The sequence below is a fragment of the Deltaproteobacteria bacterium genome, from assembly GCA_019309545.1.
Taxonomy (GTDB): domain Bacteria; phylum Desulfobacterota; class Desulfobaccia; order Desulfobaccales; family Desulfobaccaceae; genus Desulfobacca_B.
Genome location: JAFDGA010000023.1, coordinates 20,757 through 39,141 on the forward strand (window position 1 = coordinate 20,757; position 18,385 = coordinate 39,141).

The window sequence follows — 18,385 nt, forward strand, 5'->3', positions numbered from 1 at the left end:
GCCACGCCCTTGGGGGCCAATAATGTTAGCCTTTTTGAATCTGCACGGCGCAGACCTTGTATTCCGGGATTTTGGCCACGGGGTCGAAGGCGGCGATGGTGAGTTTGTTGGCCGCGGCCTCGCCATAGTGGAAGGGCACGAAGATGGTGCCGGGAATGGCCTTGGCCGAGATCTGGGCTTTGGCGGTGATTTCGCCGCGGCGGGAGCGCACCTTGACTCGGTCGCCCTCGCCAATGCCATAGCGGGCGGCATCTTCCGCAGCCAGCTCCACGAAACACTCCGGGGCCTTTTCCACCAGGCCCGCGGCCCGCCGGCTCATGGTGCCGGTATGATACTGGTACAGCACCCGGCCGGTGGTCAGGGTCAAAGGATATTCCGCATCAGGCAGCTCGGCCGGTTCGCGATGCTCAATGGCAAAGAACTGGCCGAGGCCGCGGGCGAATTTATCCTTATGGAGATATTTGGTGCCGGGATGATCGGTGGTGGGGCAGGGCCATTGCAGGCCGCCCTCGGTTTCCAGGCGGGCATAGGTGATGCCGGCATAGGAGGGGGTCACCTGGCGCAGCTCGTTAAAGATGGCCTCGGCATTGGCATAGTCCATGTCATACCCCAGCCGCCGGGACAGGTCGCAGATAATCTGCCAATCCGGACGCGACTGGCCCACCAGGGGAACCGCCCGGCGGATCAGGGCCACCCGGCGCTCGGTATTGCTAAAAGTGCCCTCTTTTTCGGCAAACGAGGCCGCCGGCAACACCACATCGGCCAACTGCGCGGTCTCGGTCAGAAAGATGTCCTGCACCACCAGAAAATCCAGTTTCTTTAAAGCCGCGACCGCATGGTCGGAGTCGGGATCGGAAATTACCGGGTTCTCCCCCATGATATACAGGGCTTTGAGCTTGCCTTCGGGTATGGCGGGCAGCATGTCGGTCATGGTCATCCCCACATAATCCGGCAGGCCGGTAACCCCCCAAGCATCCTCCATCTTCTTCCGGTTGGCCGGGTCGGTGACCGCCTGGTAGCCGGAGAAGACATTGGGCAGGCCGCCCATGTCGCAGGCCCCCTGGACATTGTTCTGGCCCCGCAGCGGATTGACGCCGCCGCCTTCAATACCGACATTGCCGCAGAGCATGGCCAGATTGGCCAGGGATTTGACGTTGTCGGTGCCGACGGTGTGCTGGGTGATGCCCATGGTATAGACGATGGCTGCGGCCGGGGCAGTGGCATAAAGCCGCGCTACCCGGCGCAACTGGTCGGCGGGGACGCCGCTGATCTGTTCGACATATTCCGGGGTGTATTTGGCCACCGTGGCTTGCAGGGCCTCAAAGCCCTCGGTGCGGGCGGCAATGTAGTCCTTGGCGTGGAGATTTTCTTGAATGATGATATTCATCAGGCCATTGATCACCGCGATATCGGTGCCGGGGCGGTGGCGTACCCAGATATTGGCATGCCGTACCAAGTCGATGCGCCGCGGATCAATGACGATCAAGGTTTTATGCTTCAGGCGGGCTGCCCGTTTGATGCGGGCGGCGATCACCGGATGATTCTCTGTGGTGTTGGAGCCGATCACCAGGATACAGTCGGTGTCTTCCAGCTCAGCAATGGAGTTGGTCATGGCTCCGGAGCCAAAGGCGGCGGCCAGACCGGCCACCGTGGAGCTGTGTCAGAGACGGGCGCAGTGATCGACGTGGTTGGTGCCGATCACCGCCCGCATGAATTTCTGAAACAGGTAGTTTTCTTCGTTGGTGACCCGGGCCGAACACCAGCCGCCGATCTTGTCGGCCCCGTCTTTTTCCTTGATTTTCTTGAGGCGTTGGGCCACCCGGTCCAGGGCCTCATCCCAACTGGCCTCCCGGAAGCTACCGTTCTCTTTGATCAACGGCGTGGTGAGGCGGTCGGGATGGTGCACAAAGCCCCAGCCAAAGCGGCCTTTGACGCACAGCCGGCCCTCGTTGGGAACCTCATCAGCGCCAGTCACCTTGACTATGCGACCGTCCTTGACCTGCAGGTCGATCTGGCAGCCTACCCCGCAATAAGGGCAGGTGGACCGGACCTTAGTACGCTCCCAGGGCCGCCCCTGAAAGCGGGCCGCCTTGTCCAGCAAGGCCCCTACCGGACAGGCCTGCACGCACTCCCCGCAAAAGACGCAATCGGCGTCGATATAAGGATAATCTCCGCGGGCGACGATCTTGTTGTGCGAGCCGCGGTAGCCGATGTCGATGGCCAGATTGACCTGGCGCTCGCAACAGGCCCGCACGCAACGGCCGCACATAACGCACTTGGAAAAATCCCGCACGATCATACTATTATTGTCTTCATAATAATACGCCGTGTCGGGGGGGTTGGCAAAGCTGGGGGTCGGCACCTGGTAGCGATAGGCCAAGGCCTGCAATTCGCATTCCCCATTGGCTTCACAGATCAGGCAGTTATGATTGCCGGAGGCCAGCAGCAGTTCGATGACCATCTTGCGGGCCGCGACCACCCGTTCCGACTCGGTCTGAACCACCATGTTGGCGGCGGCCTGGGTGGAGCACGCCGGCAGCAGGGTGCGGGCCCCCTCGACTTCGACTACGCAGACCCGGCAGGAGCCGGTGGGGGTGGTGCCTTTCAGGTAACACAGGGTGGGGATGTCAATTCCCGCCCCCCGGGCCGCCTCCAGGATGGTCTGGCCCGGCGTGAATTCTACGGTTTGTCCATTTATACTTAGAGTTGAATTGGCCATGCCTCTTGAACCTCCATCTCAAGGTGGGCGAATAACACTATCTGAGGCTATTAATCCTTTATGCATCTTATATAAGGCAATATGTGAAAGTCAACACATAAATGTCTCAATATTTTATGTCTTTTATGGCATAAACGGGAAGCCTATATAAAAAAATTGGAAATCTGGAAAGGATTTGGCTTAGATGGGTTGATTACCAGGAAGATGTTGGAGGGAAACCAAGCTTTTCCGATCTGGACGGCGCAGACCCCCAAGCATCCTCCAGGATGGTCTGGCCCGGCGCAAATTCTACGGTTTGTCCATTTATACTTGGAGTTGAATTGGCCATCGAAGGTCCCACTCCATTTGCTATGGGTGGTTAACCCTGGGTTTAGAGCCATTTAAATAAAACGGCAAAAAAACGAAAATCAAAGAAGAGCTTAATCAGGAATGATCATATAGGGCACCCCCGGATTAGGCGGGTGGGAAGTTGCGACTCTTACTTTTTTGTCGATTTTGCCATAGGTATCGATAGGTTGCCTTGAAAAGATCATTAATAAGGCTCAACCGGTTAGGAAAAAGACTTGTAAACCACAAAATATAATAACAGCTGTATTTAAAAAGCTTGACAAATAAATGAATTTTATGGCAAACTACTCCAAAATCAAAGCACTACAAGTTGGGAGGTGATATCTGGCGGCAATCCAGTCGAAGGCAGAGATTTGCGCGGCGATGGAGGGTTGGAAGAAATGTAAAGGAACAGTAACCAAGGAGGGACAAATGAACAGGAAGTTAATACTGTTGGCAACCTTGATCGGTTTTGTCTTTTGCGCCAGTTTGGCTTTTGCCCAAGCCACCCCCGACGATGCCAAAGACTGGGTAGTAAAGGCGGTTGCCTTTTACAAAGCCCAGGGAAAAGATAAGGCGCTGGCGGCATTCAAGGATCCCAAAGGCGATTTTGTCAAAGACGACCTATATATCTATGTCTTGGATGCCAACGGTAAGATGATCGCCCATATCAATCCGAAATTGATAGGCACAGATTTTCTCACCGTTAAAGATGCTGACGGCAAGATCTTTGCCAAAGAGATCGTCGAGACCGCCAAGGCCAAAGGTAGCGGTTGGGTGGACTACAAGTGGGCCCACCCCCAGACCAAAAAGGTGGAACCGAAAACCGTTTATTTTGAAATGGTCGATGATGTAATTATTTGCAGCGGGGCCTATAAGAAATAAGCAATTGTCAAAACTGTGGTGGCCGACCGGAACAGAGCCGGTTTGGCCACTTTTAAGACCCGAACCCAATTTAACCGGCCTCCGTGGTGGCCCGGAGAAAATATTCCCTCTCCCTCTCCCCAGCTCTGGCAAATTAGCAGGCCAGAGAAGTCCTCGGTATTGTGCCCACCAAACCCGGTAGGGGCGGTTTACCCACCGCCCCTCGCCCCCTTTTTTACTTTGGTAAGCCTGGTGCCCAAAGGGGTCCAGATTTCCCTTTCCCCTCAGAGCCGCTGGTCGCGGCTGGCGTCGTAAAATATATTGTCTGGCTCCTGCTGGCCCAGCACCCGGCGGTAGGCCTCCACCATAAAGCCGGCGATGATCTGGTTGGTCATGATTACCGCGGGATCGGGACGGTACTGGCAAGAGGCCCGGGGGTGCGAGTGGGGGGCCGTCCGGCGCTGGCGCACGATCTCCGCCAACCCCAGCAGTTCCGCCGGGGTCCGGGTATGGCGGGCCGGATCATAAACCACCACCTGACCGGCGGCGACATCGCTGCCGCCGCTGATCAGGATTTTCTGGTGAGCTTTACATAATTCACTCAGAATGATCCTAGTCTCAAAATTATCGACCCCGTCAAAAATTATCTGGTACGGGGAGATATCGGTTTCCTGGTCTAAGGCGACCGGGAGGAACCGGCTATTGAGGCCGAACAACCGGTTCAGGCGGGCCGACAGAGCTTGGGCCTTGTTTTTCCCCAGGCCCTGGGAGAGAAACACCTGGCGGTTTAGATTGGTCATCTCCACCACATCCGCATCCATAAAGGTGAGGTTCGTCGCGCCCAGCAAGGCCAGCCCCAAGCCGATAAAATTGCCTAAAGCCCCGGCCCCCACCACACAGAGGGGGGGATGGCAGCGCGGGAGCGGCAGTGGCGGTCGCGCATAGGCAATCACCTCTGGCGATACCGGCTGCCCCATGAGGATATTCTTGGTCTCTTCCAAGGCCAGCCCGGCAATGATGATGTTTAGCACGTCGTCATCAAAAGGCGCGGCGGGCAGGTTGCGGGGGGACAGCAACTGCTCCAGTTCCTGCCATTCCCGCCCCTTCAGATAAGTAAAGACCTTGAAGCCTTGCTGATCAGCCTGCTGGTAAGGGAAGCCGCGGATCACCGGCCGGGGGGCGCGGCCGTCTTGAGCCAGCAATAATTTGTTGGCCAACCCGTACTGACTGAGATCCACCAGCACCTGGCAACCAGTAAATAGGTCCTCCAGCACCGGGTGGGTGAAGTATCCGGGCAGATGGACCAGGCGCAGGTCAGGATTGACTTGGCGCCCAATGTCGATCAGGTGCGGCTCCAGACGGGGGGCGATGACTACTAGTTGATTCAGCCCCAGGGCCGCGGCCGACATCACGTACAGCGAGGCCAGGCGATCATCGTCGCCGACCACGCCGATCCGGGCCGCCGCAAGTACCGCTTGATTCCAACCCGGGATGCGCAGTTGTCGATCCAGTCTTACCGACGTCGGCCGCATTACAATATTTCCAGCTTTTCCAGCTTATAGGTGATGGGATTGATTTTTTCCTTGACTTCCCCGGCCAAAGCGGCCAGTTCAACCGGCGTCAGGGACTGGCCATTGTCCACCAGGACGATCTCGGCGTTTTGGTGGCTCACCGTGGTCTGGCCCGAGAGGATGGCCCGCCGCTTGTAATAGATCTGCTGCTGATGCCAGCCCTCGTCGCCGATGACGATGCCGTAACTGAACCCACCGTAAATGGTTTCCAGGATCCGGGCTTGGGCCACCGGGACATCAGTAATCAGCGAGACGCTGCCTTGGGCTAAATCGGGCTCGGCGAACCGGTCGGCCACCAACAGGGTCAAGTCCTTGATCAAAATTTCTTTCTTGGCGATGGGCTTCTTAGAGAGGGCGGTGACATAATCGAGCACAGTGAGGTGATTCTGCTCATCAATGGCGGAGAAAGCATGGAACTCGAGTTCGCCATGCGAGTGAATCCAGCCGTTGATAAAGCGGTCGGCGGCCAGGGTTTCCTGAAAAGCGGCGATTTTCTCCGGGTCGATGCTGGTGTACTCCAAGACATTCTGTTCATTTTTGGGCAAGCCGATATCGATAATGAGCTCCGGGTTATCCCGCCGGGCCAGGGTATAGCCGTACCATTCATAACTGCTGTGGTGGATGGCTCCCACCAATTCGTTGATCTTAAAGGCCTTGGAGCGGGCGTAAGAGGTCATAGGAATTTCCTGGGGCAAGGAGTCCAGGATGATCTCTTGCGCCACTGGGCGTTGCAGTTGTGACAGGCTTTTAAATCTCAATTTAATTTCATCCTGACATATCGCTCATCCACTACCAGCTTGCCAGTATGGCTGCCGGGCAGCCGGAACATATCCTCAAATAACACCCGGTGGATGATACTGATCAGGCCGCGAGCCCCGGTGCGTTCTTGTTTGGCCCGCTGGGCGATCACCTTCAAGGCATCGTCGACAAAGGTCAGCTCGATGCCCCAGGCCTTGAGGTCGTTGATATAGGCGCGCAGCGGACTGTCTTCGCTTCTAATCATGATTTCCTGGAGTTCTTGCGTGGTTAATAAGTCATAGACAATTCTCACCGGAAAGCGGCCCATGAGTTGTCGTTCCATGCCAAATACTACCAGGTCCTCGGTCAGGAGATGATCCTGCCAATTGCCGCCGAAGCCATGGCGCTCCATCCGTTTTTCGACAATGGCGTCGAGCTTCTCGTAAACCCCGCCGGCAATGAAAAGCACGTGTTTGGTGGACAGGGTGATTCTTTCCTTGCCCATCTCAATGGTATTTTCCACTCCCTCCACCAGCTTTAAGAGGCCTTTCTGAACGCCGCGGCCCGATACATCCCGGTAGGCCACGTTCTCAGTGGCGATTTTGTCAACCTCATCGAGATAGACTATGCCCATCTGGGCCAAATGAGGGTTGCCGGCGGCGGCGACCAGTAGGTCGGCCAGGATATCGCTGGTGTTCTGTCCGACATAGCCGGTTTCACTGAATTTGGTTAAATCTTCGACCACAAAGGGAACCCCCACCAGTCCCGAGGCGGTTTCGCAGGTGTAAGTTTTGCCGCAGCCGGTGGGCCCGATCATTAACAGGTTGGCCTTGGGAGTTCGGGTGTGGCGCAGGGCGGCGCCGATGTCACCGCCGTCTTCGGCCAACATCTCTTTGAGGGCGTTGCCTAAGCGTTTATAGTGGAAGGCAATGGCGGTGGCGATAATCTTCTTGCCTTTTTCCTGGCCGATCACAAACCGATCTAAATGCGCCTTAAAATCAGCCGGGGTTTTATCAAATTCGACGACCTGTTGAATGGCCTCGAGAGTTTGAGCTTCTCGTTGTTGCTCAATTTTCTCTTTGATCCGCCGCCGGCTTTCCTCTGATAATCTATCAAACATAGTTCACCAAATATTGTTTTAGCTTTGTGTTAAATATTCGTTTATCCGGGATGACCGGCCTTTTCTGGCGTTAGGCTCGGCCTGGTCCCCGGAGTCGCTTCCGCTGCCACAGGGTGAGAAAATGGAAGCGGCCCAGTAGTTCCGGGTTAAGAGCCGGATTTAATTTAAACAGCGGTCCACACAGCAGAATCTCGGCTGGGGAGTGCACGAACTGCAGGTAAGGATTGTTGACTGCCGCGATAATTGCCATGGTCACTTGATATTCCGGGGCAGTACCCAGAGCAAACAGCGGAGGTTGGAAAAAAGCTTTGTTTGGCACCGGCTCGTGTGCAAAGATTTCCACCGGCCACTGCTCTAAGGGCTGATCGAGGAGGGCGACAAAGCTGTTCCCCAAGCCATAGGCCTTTACTAAAGTGCATATTCTGGTAAAAAGGCTGCATTGAAAAGGCGGTTTGTTTTTTCTCTGCGCCCTTTCCCCTCTTATTTGCTGCAATAGGGCCATATCAGGTGTATCTGTTTTTTACCTCGACCTGCCCGGAGACAATTTTGGGATGATCGGCGGAAATCCGGTAATCATCGAAATCGACGGTCCGAACATGCTGAGTTATGCGATCCAGACTGTGATAACCGTTGCGGCGGCGACTGTTGTAACCATAATACAGGGCGTTAATGCCTTCCTCCAGGGCCTGGATGACATTTTCGGCAGTAAAGTTTTTGGTTGTCTCGTAATCGCCGGTGCAGATTTTCTGCCAGGAAGCGTAGCCGAACAGGAAGGGGTGTTTATATCTTTCCAGCACCAGGGGCTGTAGACCGGCCAGAGTGGAAACCGCCACCCGACAGTCGGGGAATAGATAAAAGCGACCATAGTAATCTTTGAGGACATATTCGCCGATGTGTTTATAGATGATGTATTCGTTGCTGAAGCCGGTTTTAAAAAACCCGAAGCCATCCACCTCTAATGAACCTTGCCGGGCTAGGGCGAGGAGAATTGGGAGATAAGTACTTTGGGTCCGGACCAGCTGTTGTCGTTCCGCCAGCGCCTGTCGGAGACGATCTCTTTCCTGATCAATTATATATTTTTCCAAAGCCAGGCGAAACCACTCGTACAACTGTGGGGCCAACATCAAACCTTCTAAAGGTTCGGGTCTGGTTGCCGCAGTGGCTTCAAGCCTTGTCACTAAATTTTGCAGTAATTCTAAATCCAGCAGCTTATCTACCTTTTGGTCATCGATTTTGGAGATTTCCAGCTTCTCCCGCAGCAAATCCATTATTTCTGTTTCGGTAAGTGGTATTCTCTTTAAACCGGCTTTTCTTCTCAAAAAGTGGGGCATTACCTCGAAAATTATGGTTCTGACCTGACTATCGATAGGTAGATCATTGATCTCCGGATCATGGCCAAATTTCTGTAAACCGGCCCGCCGCAGTTGCTGATAGGAGGTGGGGTGGATTTTTTCGTAGTTTTCCACCAGGGAGGCCAAACTCAAGGTTTTGACAAACAGCTTTCCCGCCCTGGCAATTAGGGGGCTACCAGGGGGTGGCGTGAACTGACCATCCGAGTTCTGAACTTCGCAAGCTATTTCCGGATCAAACAGTAGTGGTAGATAGATAAAGCCGCCTTCTATGACAATCTCAAGATTTGATTCCAGCAACTGTTGCATTACTGACTGCTCCAGTAATGGCAGACAATAATCATAGTTTAAGGCTAGTTTAAAGTTAACCTCATCATATAGAAACTATCATTATTTTCATGATCGAGGGAAAGCACCTTCATAATTTGAAAGCCCAGGCGCTCATAGAGTTTTACTGCGCCGATCTTAACCAGCTCAACGTCTAATTCTACATATTTAACCTTTTTTTGCTTGAAGTTAGCGATACAGTTTTCAATTAACGCCGTCGCGATGCCCTTCCCTCGATGCTCGGGATGCACTGCGATCCTCAAGATCACCGCTCGGTGGCCTAGTTCACAGATACAGCCGATCAGGTAGCCTAAAATTTCTGTTGTTTCAAATATATAAAATAAGTGGTTCAGGGCCTGGCGAAAATTATGGTATTCCCAGAAGTCCAGGAAGGATAGCCGATCGATTTCCAGGACTTTATCCAGATCGCTCTCCGTAGCCATGCGGATGTAATTACTGTAATTGCGATAAGGTCTACCTCCTTCTTGAGGTTTGATGGCCCGCACCGGCACGTAGAGATATTGTTCTCCGACTTCAGTTTCCTGCACTTCGGCATAATCTCTAGCCTTGCCGTCAACCTCTCGACCTCTGCAGAGCAACTTGCCACCGGCCAACTGTCTTTTAATGTCTTCAAGGACTTGTTGTTCTTCGATGCTCCAATTGGTTTTACTTAAGGTTTCTTCACACAGCTTCCGGAGCGGTTTACCCTCGTAACTGCCGGGCTCGAAAATCTCGATTAACCCTTCTCCGGCCTGTCCCGGCATGATTTCGATCACCAATGATTGCGGCTGTGCCCGTTCAGCCGGTTGCTCAGCTTTCTTTGATTCTATTTCGGTCATATTTTGGCCTCTTAATTATAAAGCTAATTTTGCTCCGGGCCGGGGGACCCAAGACCGCCTGGCCCCAAAGCCATTTTTCTAAACCTAAATAATATCTCCCTTTCAAAACTGCTTCGCCTCTGTTTAAGATATCCTATCTAGTTTCCTTAAAGCTACTGGGAAAACTGTATTTAGTTTACTGCTTCAGTTAGTGAATTTAAACTCTCCCCGCCCCAGCAGATCATGCAAATGGATGATACCCACCACCCGCAGTTGTTGGTCTACCACCGGCAAAACCGTAATGGCCTGGTGTTCCATCAGTTCCAGGGCCTGCGAGGCCAAGGCCTCGGGGCTGATGGTCTGGGGGGATGGCGTCATGATCTCCTGAACCTTTTTATCTAATAGATTACTAAATTTTTTCAAGGCCCGACGTAGATCCCCGTCCGTAATAATTCCTTGCAGAATCTGCTGATCGTCCACTACCAGGGTGGAGCCAAGGCGTTTTTTATCCATTTCGACAATGGCTTCCCGCAGGGACTGTCCGGGGCGACTCAAGGGCAGGCGGTCGCCACTGAGCATTACCTCGGAAATGGCCAGGGACAGGCGCGCCCCCAGGCTGCCGCCGGGATGGAAGCGACGGAAATCGCTGGATTTGAAACCGCGCTGGGTGAGCAGAGCCACGGCCAGGGCATCGCCCATGGCCAGCGCCGCGGTGGTGCTGGCAGTGGGCGCCAACCCCAGCGGACAGGCCTCCCGGGGAACGCCGACATCGATGACCACCGCACTGTGTTGGGCCAGGGTTGAGTGCCGCCGTCCGGTCAGGGCGATTAGAGGGACCCCCAGACGCTCAATACTAGGGAGCAGGATGGTCAATTCATTGGTCTCACCGCTGTTTGACAAAGCCAGAACCACATCTTGGGCCGATACCATTCCCAGATCGCCGTGCATGGCTTCCACCGGGTGTAAAAACAGAGCCGGAGTGCCGGTTGAATTAAAGGTGGCTACCAACTTCCGGGCCACGATCCCGGACTTTCCTATACCGGTCACTATTAACCGCCCCTTAGCTTTAAGGATCACCTCCACGGCCCGGATGAATTGGTGATCGAGCTTCTGGATCAGGCCGGAGATGCCCTCTGCCTCAATGGTTAGAACTTCCCGGGCTAGCTGCAGCAGACCATCGGTTTTCCGTTGCTTGGGCAGTACCATGTAAAAGCAGTGGTCAGTGAACCAAAACCAACATTCTTCGCAAAGATAACTATTAATCCGCCTTGTCAGGGCCGGTTGCCGGCTCTCCGAGCATAATGGTGTCTTTACCCCGGTCTTTACTGGAATACATGGCCTGATCGGCTAACAGTAATAGGGTCTGCTTATCGGTAGCGTCATATGGCAAGGTAGCAATTCCATAACTGGCAGTAAGAGCCAGATTTAAGCCTTCCTCAGGAAGGAAACGGCTCTGATTAAGCGTTTCCCGTAATTGGCACACAAAGTCATAGGCCCTCTCCTTGCTCTGGCCCGGCAGCAGAATGATGAATTCGTCCCCCCCGTAGCGGATCAGACTGTCGCTGGGGGACAATAAGGAGCCAATAACCCTGGCAATTTCTTTAAGGACCTTGCTTCCCTGGAGATGCCCATAACGGTCCACCACCTTTTTAAAGTCGTCGATATCCAGAAATACTACCGAGAGTTCAGAGTTATCGCTAAGGACCTGGCAGACCAGTTTATCCAGGTGCCAGGTGAGGTAGCGGGTATTGAAGTAGCCGGTGACATCATCGATGAAGGCTTCCACCTGAAGCTTTTGAAAATTACGGACATTATCTACCGCAATGGCGACGTAGTCGGTCAGGATGGCTAACAGGGGGAGATATTTTTTGCGGAAGAAGTTTTCGTTGTCCAGGTTGACCACCTCAATCACCCCGATCGCCTGTCCCCGGATGATGAGCGGCAAACAGATGATAGAGCGGGTTGCAAAGCCGGTGAGTTCATCGACCTTGGGGCAGAAGCGTTTATCCTGGCGGGCGTTCCTGATAAAAATCGGTTCACCCGTCTGGGCTACTGTGCCGGCAATGCCTTCCCCGATTTTAAGCCGGAGATGGCGAACTTTTTCCAGATCAAGGCCCACAGCCACCGAAAAATAGAGTTCCTGGCCTTGGGGATCAATCAGCAAGAGGGACCAATTGCTGGCCGGGACCAGGGCATTGATCCGCTCCAACACCGCGGTCAGCAGGGTTTCCATATCAAAGGTGCTGACCAGAGTCTTGGAAATCTCAATACAGGTCAGCAGTCGCTCTACTTGGTTTTTGTCCGTAAAAGAATCTAACAACTCTTTACTCCTGACCATGGATGCCTCCCAAGTCTTGCTGAATTTTACCTGAAGTGGTAAAAATTGCAAGTGAATTTAGGAATGACCCAGGATGCCGAGGCACGGAGAAAATTATTGTTAGGGTTCAGTTATTAATTGACCTTAACCGGGTATCCGGATAAACTGCGATTAGCAAGTCTAAATAGGAGGACAAAATGCCGGCGAAGCTGTTAATTCCTCTTGATGGCTCGGAAGCGTCTCATCGCGCGGTAGAATATGTGGCCAATACTTTTGGCCAGACTCCTGGTGTAGAGGTCAGATTGCTCCATATTCTTGCCGGTACTCCCCCGGCCTTTTGGGATGATGGCCATATCTTAGACAATAAAGAACGCCAGGCCCGTCAGAATCTGATTGCTAATTGGCAAAGCGAACAGGAAAAAAAATGGCAGGGCCTGTTTGCCCAGGCCCGGGATAGATTGATTCAGGGCGGCATGACCCCTGAGGCCATCAGCACCAAGTTCATGCCCAAGTACTTCGACGTGGCCGAAGATATCCTGGCCGAGGCCGATGCCGAAGGTTATTCGACCATCGTCATGGGCCGCCGGGGTTTAACCGGAGCTCAAAAAGTGTTGTTGGGCAGTGTTTCCAGCAAGGTGGTGCACCGCGCCAAAGGCATTGCTGTCATTATCGTGGACTGAAACCACCTCCGGAGATCTTCGAGGGCTGCCTGAGCTCGACCTTAGGCTTTCCGCCGACAACGCATTTCAATATAGTTATCATTCAGATAACGGGCTAAGGTGAAGTCTCGGGCGGCCTCTTCCTGGTTAATGATAATGCCCTGGGAGGTCAACTCCTTGGTGATCAGAGCCGGGTCATGTCCGGCAAACAGCCGGGTGATGACCTGATGCATGGTCCCGACCGAAACATTGCCTCGGGGCGGCAACTCCCGGGTAACGTCGTTCTTGATGCGGTGAAACAGGAAATCCACCAGGTAATCCCCGGCCGGACTGCTGAACCGTACTACCTTCTCTTCTTCAATCCCCTCGTTTAGGATCTCCTGCGGCACGTAGCGATCCAGGATCCAAGCGGTTAAATTCAGGTAAGAAGAAAGCAGGATGGCAACCATATCATAATGATCTAGGGGGCGTTGTTCATCCTGTTCGACCCGGCTGGTGCCAAAGCGCCGAAAGCGGTATTCCTGAGCATTTTCATCCCGACTGACCAATAAATCAATCCCCACCGTGCCTATGGAGCAGGACAGATTAATGGTGTGATCAGCCGCAACCGGAACGCCATAGCGGGATAATTTGGTTAGGATCAGACCATGGCGATGCCCTAACAGCACCCGTCGGATCAGGGCTTGCATGATATAGGGGGTAACATTATATTTGGCGGATAAGGCTAAAGAAGTCAACTGCTGAACCGTCATCTGAATAAAATAATCTGGGGGATAGAGCTCGAAATTTAGGGTTTCAAACTCCCCGGGTTTGCGACTATACCGTCTCCAGATCTCTTGCCAGCGATGATCCTTAACCAGTTCCAAGACTTCGATCAGGTCATAAGAATCCAGTTCCCGATTTTCCGCTTCTTCCACCAGACATTTGGCAGCCATAGCATCCTCCCAGTAATCCAGTTAGATTTAACAATAAAATAACTATCTTCTTCGTTCAGTGCAACCTTATCGGCTAGCGCGATTATCCGGCTACCATCCGCTATTAAACCAAAATTTACTGTTTCCTGAGGACCAGCGCATAGTAGTGCGGACGGCGTTCCTGACGTTGGACCTCTACCAGTCCCAGCGGCTGGGCCAGAACCAGGATGTCTTCCGGAGATAAACGCACCTTTGGCGGTGGGCCTTTGGAACTCTCTTCTTTGGGCCACTCGATTACCAGAATCCGGCCTCCTGAGGCAACCAGGTTATCGGCCAAGGCCAGCAATTGGGCGGGCTCTTTGACTTCATGTAAGACAAAGGCCAGCAACACCCAGTCTACCGGTGATTGCCGGGGCAGTTCGTAGTCCGGGCCCGGGAAAATCTCGACGTTGGCGAGGCCTTGGGCGGTTACTACGTCCTGAACCGCGGCCAGCATTTCGGGTTGGATATCAGTGGCCAGCACTTTACCCTCAGGTCCGACCAGTTGAGCTGCCGGGACGGTAAAAAACCCGGTGCCGCAGCCGATGTCAAGCAGGGTCTGTCCGGCGGTTACTCCGGCCCACGCCAACAGTTCTTGGGGTCGGGTATTTTGGTACCGGGCTGGACTATCCAGCACGTGTTTCTTGGCAGGATCGAATCGATGTACCATGAGGAACCTTAGAATTTAATCTATAAGATCACCTTCTGTCAATGCTAAGGCCGTTTGCCAATCTGAGCATCGAGCAACGATCTCAGCAGAGTGACAAGGCCTTGCAATTGCTCTTTTATTCGCCAGGCCTGTTCCCGAACAGTCCTGGTCAGGGTGGAATCACGGATTATACTGAGGTTAGAGAAGATATTGATTAAGGCCCCCTGAACTACGGCCTCTGCCAGAAAGGCCATGACTCCGACATCGGCCAGGGTGACCGGGTAGCCTTGTTCAGCCAGGAGCGCAGCCCCCTGGAGCAGTTCTAACCCCCGGTGGGCCATCCCTAATGGTGGTTCGCAAGCCTTAAGAAACGCGGCATCGAGAGCCTGGCGGCGGCTGAGGCTTTGTTCGGCGGTGTGACCAGGCAGACGTTGGGCCTGCACTACAGCCTGATAGGCCAAGGCATCGGCATCCAGAAAATTCAGGAAGGCAGACTGATGCTCCTTGATTTTATCCAAAAATTCTCCATCCCGCTGGTCATCGCCATGGTGCCGGGGGTTTTTTAAGCTAAGTTGAGTGGCCAGAGATCCCAGAGCCGCAGCCAAGGCTCCGGCCAGGGCGACTGCACAGCCTCCGCCCGGTAGGGGGTTGGCCTCTGCCAGGCGCTCCACAAAGCTTTGTATGGGCCATTCAGGGAATTTGGGAGATTCCATGCGCGTCAGTTTTTTGATTTGAGTCTTAACACTTGACCCAGAATTTATTATGGTCGTTTCGGTAATTGTATGGTAGGGGGGAACCCGGCGGGTCGCCCCTACGCCAGCCGATCTTTGGGCCACACTGATTGGTTTCTGGGGCCCAAGCCAAGATTCATTAATTTTACCATCAAGACCCCAAGATACCAAGGGTAATAAAAGCTGGGCCAGGTTTGTATCTTGACCATTGGGGCGGTTTTGGTTATGTTGGTAATCGAGAGGAATCTGATGAAACGCTCCCTGATTGCCTTGTTGCTTTCGGCGCTGGTCTTTCCGGGACTGGGGCAGATCTATAACCGGGACCTGAAAAAGGGTCTTTGTCTGATCCTTTTGGCTAGCCTGGGGGTTACGGTGATTTTCCTGGGAGGGCTGATTCTATTAAACTACGAATACGCCGCGATTTATCCCGCCCCGTTAACTAAGCCAATGTTCCAGGAGATGGTGATTAAAATTTTACAACACCCGTTGATTCTGATTGCCCTCAGTCTATTTTTAGGGGTCTGGGTTTATGCGATCCTGGATGCCTTCCGCACCCCTTTGAGACAGCCACTGCAGGAGTAAGTATGGGAACAATCGATCTATTCTGGATCTTTCTGATGGTCATGGCCCTGCAACCGCTTATCCGCCAGAAATTCCTGGTGATGTCCAGACAACGATTGCTGGCCCGTTTAGAGAAGGCCCGGCAATCCCGGGTGATCATGATGATCCACCGCATGGAGACCATGAGCCTGCTGGGCTTTCCGATCGTGCGGTATATCGACGTCAATGATTCTGAGGAAGTCATCCGGGCCATCCACCTGACCGACCCTGAGGTCCCGCTGGATTTAGTGCTACATACCCCGGGCGGCTTGGTGTTGGCTTCGCTGCAGATCGCTCGGGCGATCCACCGACATCCTGGCAAGGTTACGGTCTTTGTGCCCCATTACGCTATGTCGGGAGGCACGCTGATCGCCTTGGCCGCGGATGAAATTGTCATGTGTGAACATGCGGTGTTGGGGCCGGTTGATCCCCAGTTGGGTCAATATCCGGCTGCCTCGCTGTTAAAGGCGGTAGCCCGCAAGCCGGTGGCCGAAGTGGATGATCAAACTCTGATTCTGGCCGATCAGGCTGAAAAAGCTATCTGGCAGGTACATACTAGTGTCCGGGAGTTGCTGGCCGACAAGTTCCCCACCGATAAGGCCGATGAGTTGGCCAAGCTGTTGACGGAAGGCAAGTGGACGCACGATCATCCCATCACCTTTAAGGCAGCCCAGGAAATGGGACTGCCGGTGAACAGCGAGATGCCGCAGGAAATCTTTCAACTCATGGGACTCTATCCCCAGCCGGTGCGTCATCAGCCCACGGTAGAGTATCTCCCCATCCCCCGGCGGTTTGACCGGCGGGGTTCGAAATCAACCGGAGCATAAATGCGGCAATACTTATTAGATGAGATCAGCAAGGCCGATATTCCGCGCATTAAAAGCTATCTCAACGAACATGCCATACCGGCCCGATTGGAGGGCATCTGGTGGGTAGACCTGCAGGACGACCTGCTCAACGAGATGCAATATGCCCATCGGGAATACCAACCGTTTTGTTTTGCCATTGAATTAGGGGATAAATTTATCAAGTTCGAATTTCTTATCCGCAGTCGGATGTACATGCGTTGCCCCTGTACCGGCTATGCCAACCGCCAGCAGCGGGATTTTATCATGAGGTTTGCCGATCGCCTGGTAGAAGAACTGGCCCTGCGAACTTGACAACCACTTTTCCGGTATTAAGATTTTAATTATAAAAAGGTGTCCTCCTGGGGCTAGTAGAAAGGCTCGTGTTTATTAAGGCTACCCTGACAAATAGGTTTATGATGAGGAGGATGATATGCCAGCAAAAATTCTGATCGGTTTGGACGCCTCTGATAATGCCCGGCGGGCAGTGGCTTATGTGGGCAAAGCCTTTGGCCAGAATCCAGAGGCCCAGGCAACTCTGTTCCATGTCCTGCCCGGTTTACCCCCCAAGTTTCTGGAGGAGGGCCGCATCTTAACCCCGGAGGAAAAACAAGCCCGGAACCAGATGATCGCCAATTGGGAGAAGGAACAAGAAAAGGCCTGGGAAGAAGTCTTTAACGAAGCCAAAAAGACCTTAATCAACCATGGCTTCAAGCCGGAGGCGATTCAAATCAAATCCGTCCCCCAACACCTGGATGTGGCCCAGGAGATTTTGGATGAAGCCGAAGCCGGAGGCTATACCACGGTAGTCCTGGGCCGACGCGGCCTGTCGCCGATCAAAAGGCTGCTCTTGGGCAGCGTATCCCGCAAGGTGATGGAGTACGGCGGAAAATTTTCGGTAATTGTCGTAGATTGAGCTTTCTGGGACTGAGGCCCGGTGGCACTTAAGAACCTTATGAGATTGGGGGCAGGCCATTGTCCCTGCCCTTAGAAAAACTTGATAACCCCCCTAGTGGACGGGCCCGGAGATCCGTATCCAGGCAAGTTGGTCTGCAGCCAGCGAATTTCTAACCAAGTGTGTCTGGGTTTAACGGTCTTTTAAAAGTTCAGAGACCGTCAGGCAACGAAAGCCTCGTCTCTGAATATGCGGCAGTAAAATGCGCAGGGCCTCCACGGTGGGCTGACGGTTGGCATTGTCGTATTCATTATTGTCGTGAAAGATTACGATAGCTCCATTTTTTAGATCATTAAGCACCCGGTTAACGATGGTTGCGGCGGGGTAGCCCTGCCAGTCACCGGAATCGACACTCCACAAGATAATCTTGCGCCCCGTGCTTTCCACATAGGCAATTACCTTCTGGGATAACTCACTATATGGCGGACGGAACAGCCCATTTAATCCAACCCCGAGGCGGGTCAGCAAATATTTGGTCTTTTCCACTTCCCATGCCAAAGTAGTCTGGTTTACTTGGACCAGATGCGGGTGGCTATAGGTATGGTTGCCGATTTCGTGTCCTTCCGCTACCAGGGCCTGGACCAATTGGGGGTAGCGCTGAGCATGGCGGCCCAGCAGGAAAAAGGTGGTGTGAATCTTATGTTTCGCCAGTAAAGCGAGAATCTGGGGAGTGAACCGGGCTGAAGGCCCGTCATCAAAGGTGAGTGCAATAACCGGGCGCGACTCATCACCATGCTGGTAAATAATTCCCGGCAAGGGGAAAAAGTACTCGGTTAGAGGCGACCCCAACCATAACAGGAGCACGAGACCCACAAGAAGCCAGAATCGACGAGTAGGGTTAAA

General features: G+C 53.5%; 19 protein-coding genes. 6 read left to right on the forward strand and 13 right to left on the reverse strand.

Annotated features, from left to right (window positions below; translation table 11 throughout):
* Positions 1-25: 25 nt before the first annotated feature.
* Positions 26-2,719, reverse strand: coding sequence for a formate dehydrogenase subunit alpha (gene fdhF, locus JRG72_08260; GenBank protein ID MBW2135209.1), 2,694 nt, complete (start codon positions 2,717-2,719; stop codon positions 26-28).
* A 759-nt stretch (positions 2,720-3,478) separates the two neighbouring features.
* On the opposite strand from fdhF, the gene JRG72_08265 reads away from it, so the two are divergent.
* Entirely contained in the window at positions 3,479-3,931 is a 453-nt protein-coding gene (locus tag JRG72_08265) for a cache domain-containing protein (GenBank protein ID MBW2135210.1), read from the forward strand.
* A gap of 263 nt (positions 3,932-4,194) precedes the next feature.
* On the opposite strand, the gene JRG72_08270 is transcribed toward JRG72_08265, so the two are convergent.
* The 8 genes from JRG72_08270 to JRG72_08305 all read right to left on the reverse strand — a co-directional run bounded on the left by JRG72_08270 (position 4,195) and on the right by JRG72_08305 (position 12,171).
* The gene (locus JRG72_08270; protein ID MBW2135211.1) at positions 4,195-5,442 is read right to left on the reverse strand and encodes a ThiF family adenylyltransferase; all 1,248 of its coding nucleotides are present in this window, start codon (positions 5,440-5,442) and stop codon (positions 4,195-4,197) included.
* The gene (locus tag JRG72_08275; protein ID MBW2135212.1) at positions 5,442-6,239 is read right to left on the reverse strand and encodes a hypothetical protein; all 798 of its coding nucleotides are present in this window, start codon (positions 6,237-6,239) and stop codon (positions 5,442-5,444) included. Before JRG72_08275 ends, JRG72_08270 begins: the two co-directional genes overlap by 1 nt.
* Entirely contained in the window at positions 6,236-7,339 is a 1,104-nt protein-coding gene (locus JRG72_08280) for an AAA family ATPase (protein MBW2135213.1), read from the reverse strand. The genes JRG72_08275 and JRG72_08280 overlap by 4 nt, the downstream gene beginning before the upstream one ends.
* 70 nt (positions 7,340-7,409) lie before the next feature.
* Positions 7,410-7,733 (reverse strand): hypothetical protein, encoded by a 324-nt coding sequence (locus JRG72_08285; protein ID MBW2135214.1) that lies wholly within the window; start codon positions 7,731-7,733, stop codon positions 7,410-7,412.
* A 109-nt stretch (positions 7,734-7,842) separates the two neighbouring features.
* Positions 7,843-8,997, reverse strand: a complete 1,155-nt coding sequence (locus JRG72_08290) for a hypothetical protein (protein MBW2135215.1) — start codon at positions 8,995-8,997, stop codon at positions 7,843-7,845.
* A gap of 44 nt (positions 8,998-9,041) precedes the next feature.
* Positions 9,042-9,854 carry a GNAT family N-acetyltransferase gene (locus JRG72_08295; protein ID MBW2135216.1) on the reverse strand — a complete coding sequence of 271 codons (813 nt, stop codon included), beginning with the start codon at positions 9,852-9,854 and terminating at the stop codon, positions 9,042-9,044.
* 183 nt (positions 9,855-10,037) lie between these two features.
* The gene (locus JRG72_08300; protein MBW2135217.1) at positions 10,038-11,039 is read right to left on the reverse strand and encodes a KpsF/GutQ family sugar-phosphate isomerase; all 1,002 of its coding nucleotides are present in this window, start codon (positions 11,037-11,039) and stop codon (positions 10,038-10,040) included.
* A gap of 52 nt (positions 11,040-11,091) precedes the next feature.
* Positions 11,092-12,171: a sensor domain-containing diguanylate cyclase gene (locus JRG72_08305; protein ID MBW2135218.1), complete on the reverse strand. Its 1,080-nt coding sequence runs from the start codon at positions 12,169-12,171 to the stop codon at positions 11,092-11,094.
* A 176-nt stretch (positions 12,172-12,347) separates the two neighbouring features.
* Between JRG72_08305 and JRG72_08310 the strand changes: the two genes are divergently transcribed.
* Positions 12,348-12,830 (forward strand): universal stress protein, encoded by a 483-nt coding sequence (locus JRG72_08310; protein ID MBW2135219.1) that lies wholly within the window; start codon positions 12,348-12,350, stop codon positions 12,828-12,830.
* Positions 12,831-12,871: 41 nt separating this feature from the next.
* On the opposite strand, the gene JRG72_08315 is transcribed toward JRG72_08310, so the two are convergent.
* The 3 genes from JRG72_08315 to JRG72_08325 form a co-directional block, all read right to left on the reverse strand.
* Positions 12,872-13,744: a hypothetical protein gene (locus tag JRG72_08315; GenBank protein MBW2135220.1), complete on the reverse strand. Its 873-nt coding sequence runs from the start codon at positions 13,742-13,744 to the stop codon at positions 12,872-12,874.
* 115 nt (positions 13,745-13,859) lie between these two features.
* Positions 13,860-14,432, reverse strand: coding sequence for a methyltransferase domain-containing protein (locus tag JRG72_08320; protein ID MBW2135221.1), 573 nt, complete (start codon positions 14,430-14,432; stop codon positions 13,860-13,862).
* 44 nt (positions 14,433-14,476) lie between these two features.
* On the reverse strand, positions 14,477-15,124 hold the full coding sequence (locus JRG72_08325; GenBank protein MBW2135222.1) for a cyclodeaminase/cyclohydrolase family protein: 648 nt from the start codon (positions 15,122-15,124) through the stop codon (positions 14,477-14,479).
* A 267-nt stretch (positions 15,125-15,391) separates the two neighbouring features.
* Here JRG72_08325 and JRG72_08330 point away from each other — a divergent pair, with 267 nt between their 5' ends.
* The 4 genes from JRG72_08330 to JRG72_08345 all read left to right on the forward strand — a co-directional run bounded on the left by JRG72_08330 (position 15,392) and on the right by JRG72_08345 (position 17,503).
* The gene (locus tag JRG72_08330; protein ID MBW2135223.1) at positions 15,392-15,724 is read left to right on the forward strand and encodes a hypothetical protein; all 333 of its coding nucleotides are present in this window, start codon (positions 15,392-15,394) and stop codon (positions 15,722-15,724) included.
* 2 nt (positions 15,725-15,726) lie between these two features.
* Complete coding sequence (locus JRG72_08335) at positions 15,727-16,569, forward strand: ATP-dependent Clp protease proteolytic subunit (GenBank protein ID MBW2135224.1); 843 nt, start codon at positions 15,727-15,729, stop codon at positions 16,567-16,569.
* The gene (locus tag JRG72_08340; protein MBW2135225.1) at positions 16,570-16,902 is read left to right on the forward strand and encodes a hypothetical protein; all 333 of its coding nucleotides are present in this window, start codon (positions 16,570-16,572) and stop codon (positions 16,900-16,902) included.
* A 118-nt stretch (positions 16,903-17,020) separates the two neighbouring features.
* A complete protein-coding gene (locus JRG72_08345) occupies positions 17,021-17,503 on the forward strand; it encodes a universal stress protein (GenBank protein ID MBW2135226.1) in 483 nt (160 codons plus the stop codon).
* Between the two features lie 171 nt (positions 17,504-17,674).
* Here the strand turns inward: JRG72_08345 and JRG72_08350 are convergent, their stop codons facing one another.
* Positions 17,675-18,346: a polysaccharide deacetylase family protein gene (locus JRG72_08350; GenBank protein ID MBW2135227.1), complete on the reverse strand. Its 672-nt coding sequence runs from the start codon at positions 18,344-18,346 to the stop codon at positions 17,675-17,677.
* Positions 18,347-18,385 lie beyond the last annotated feature (39 nt).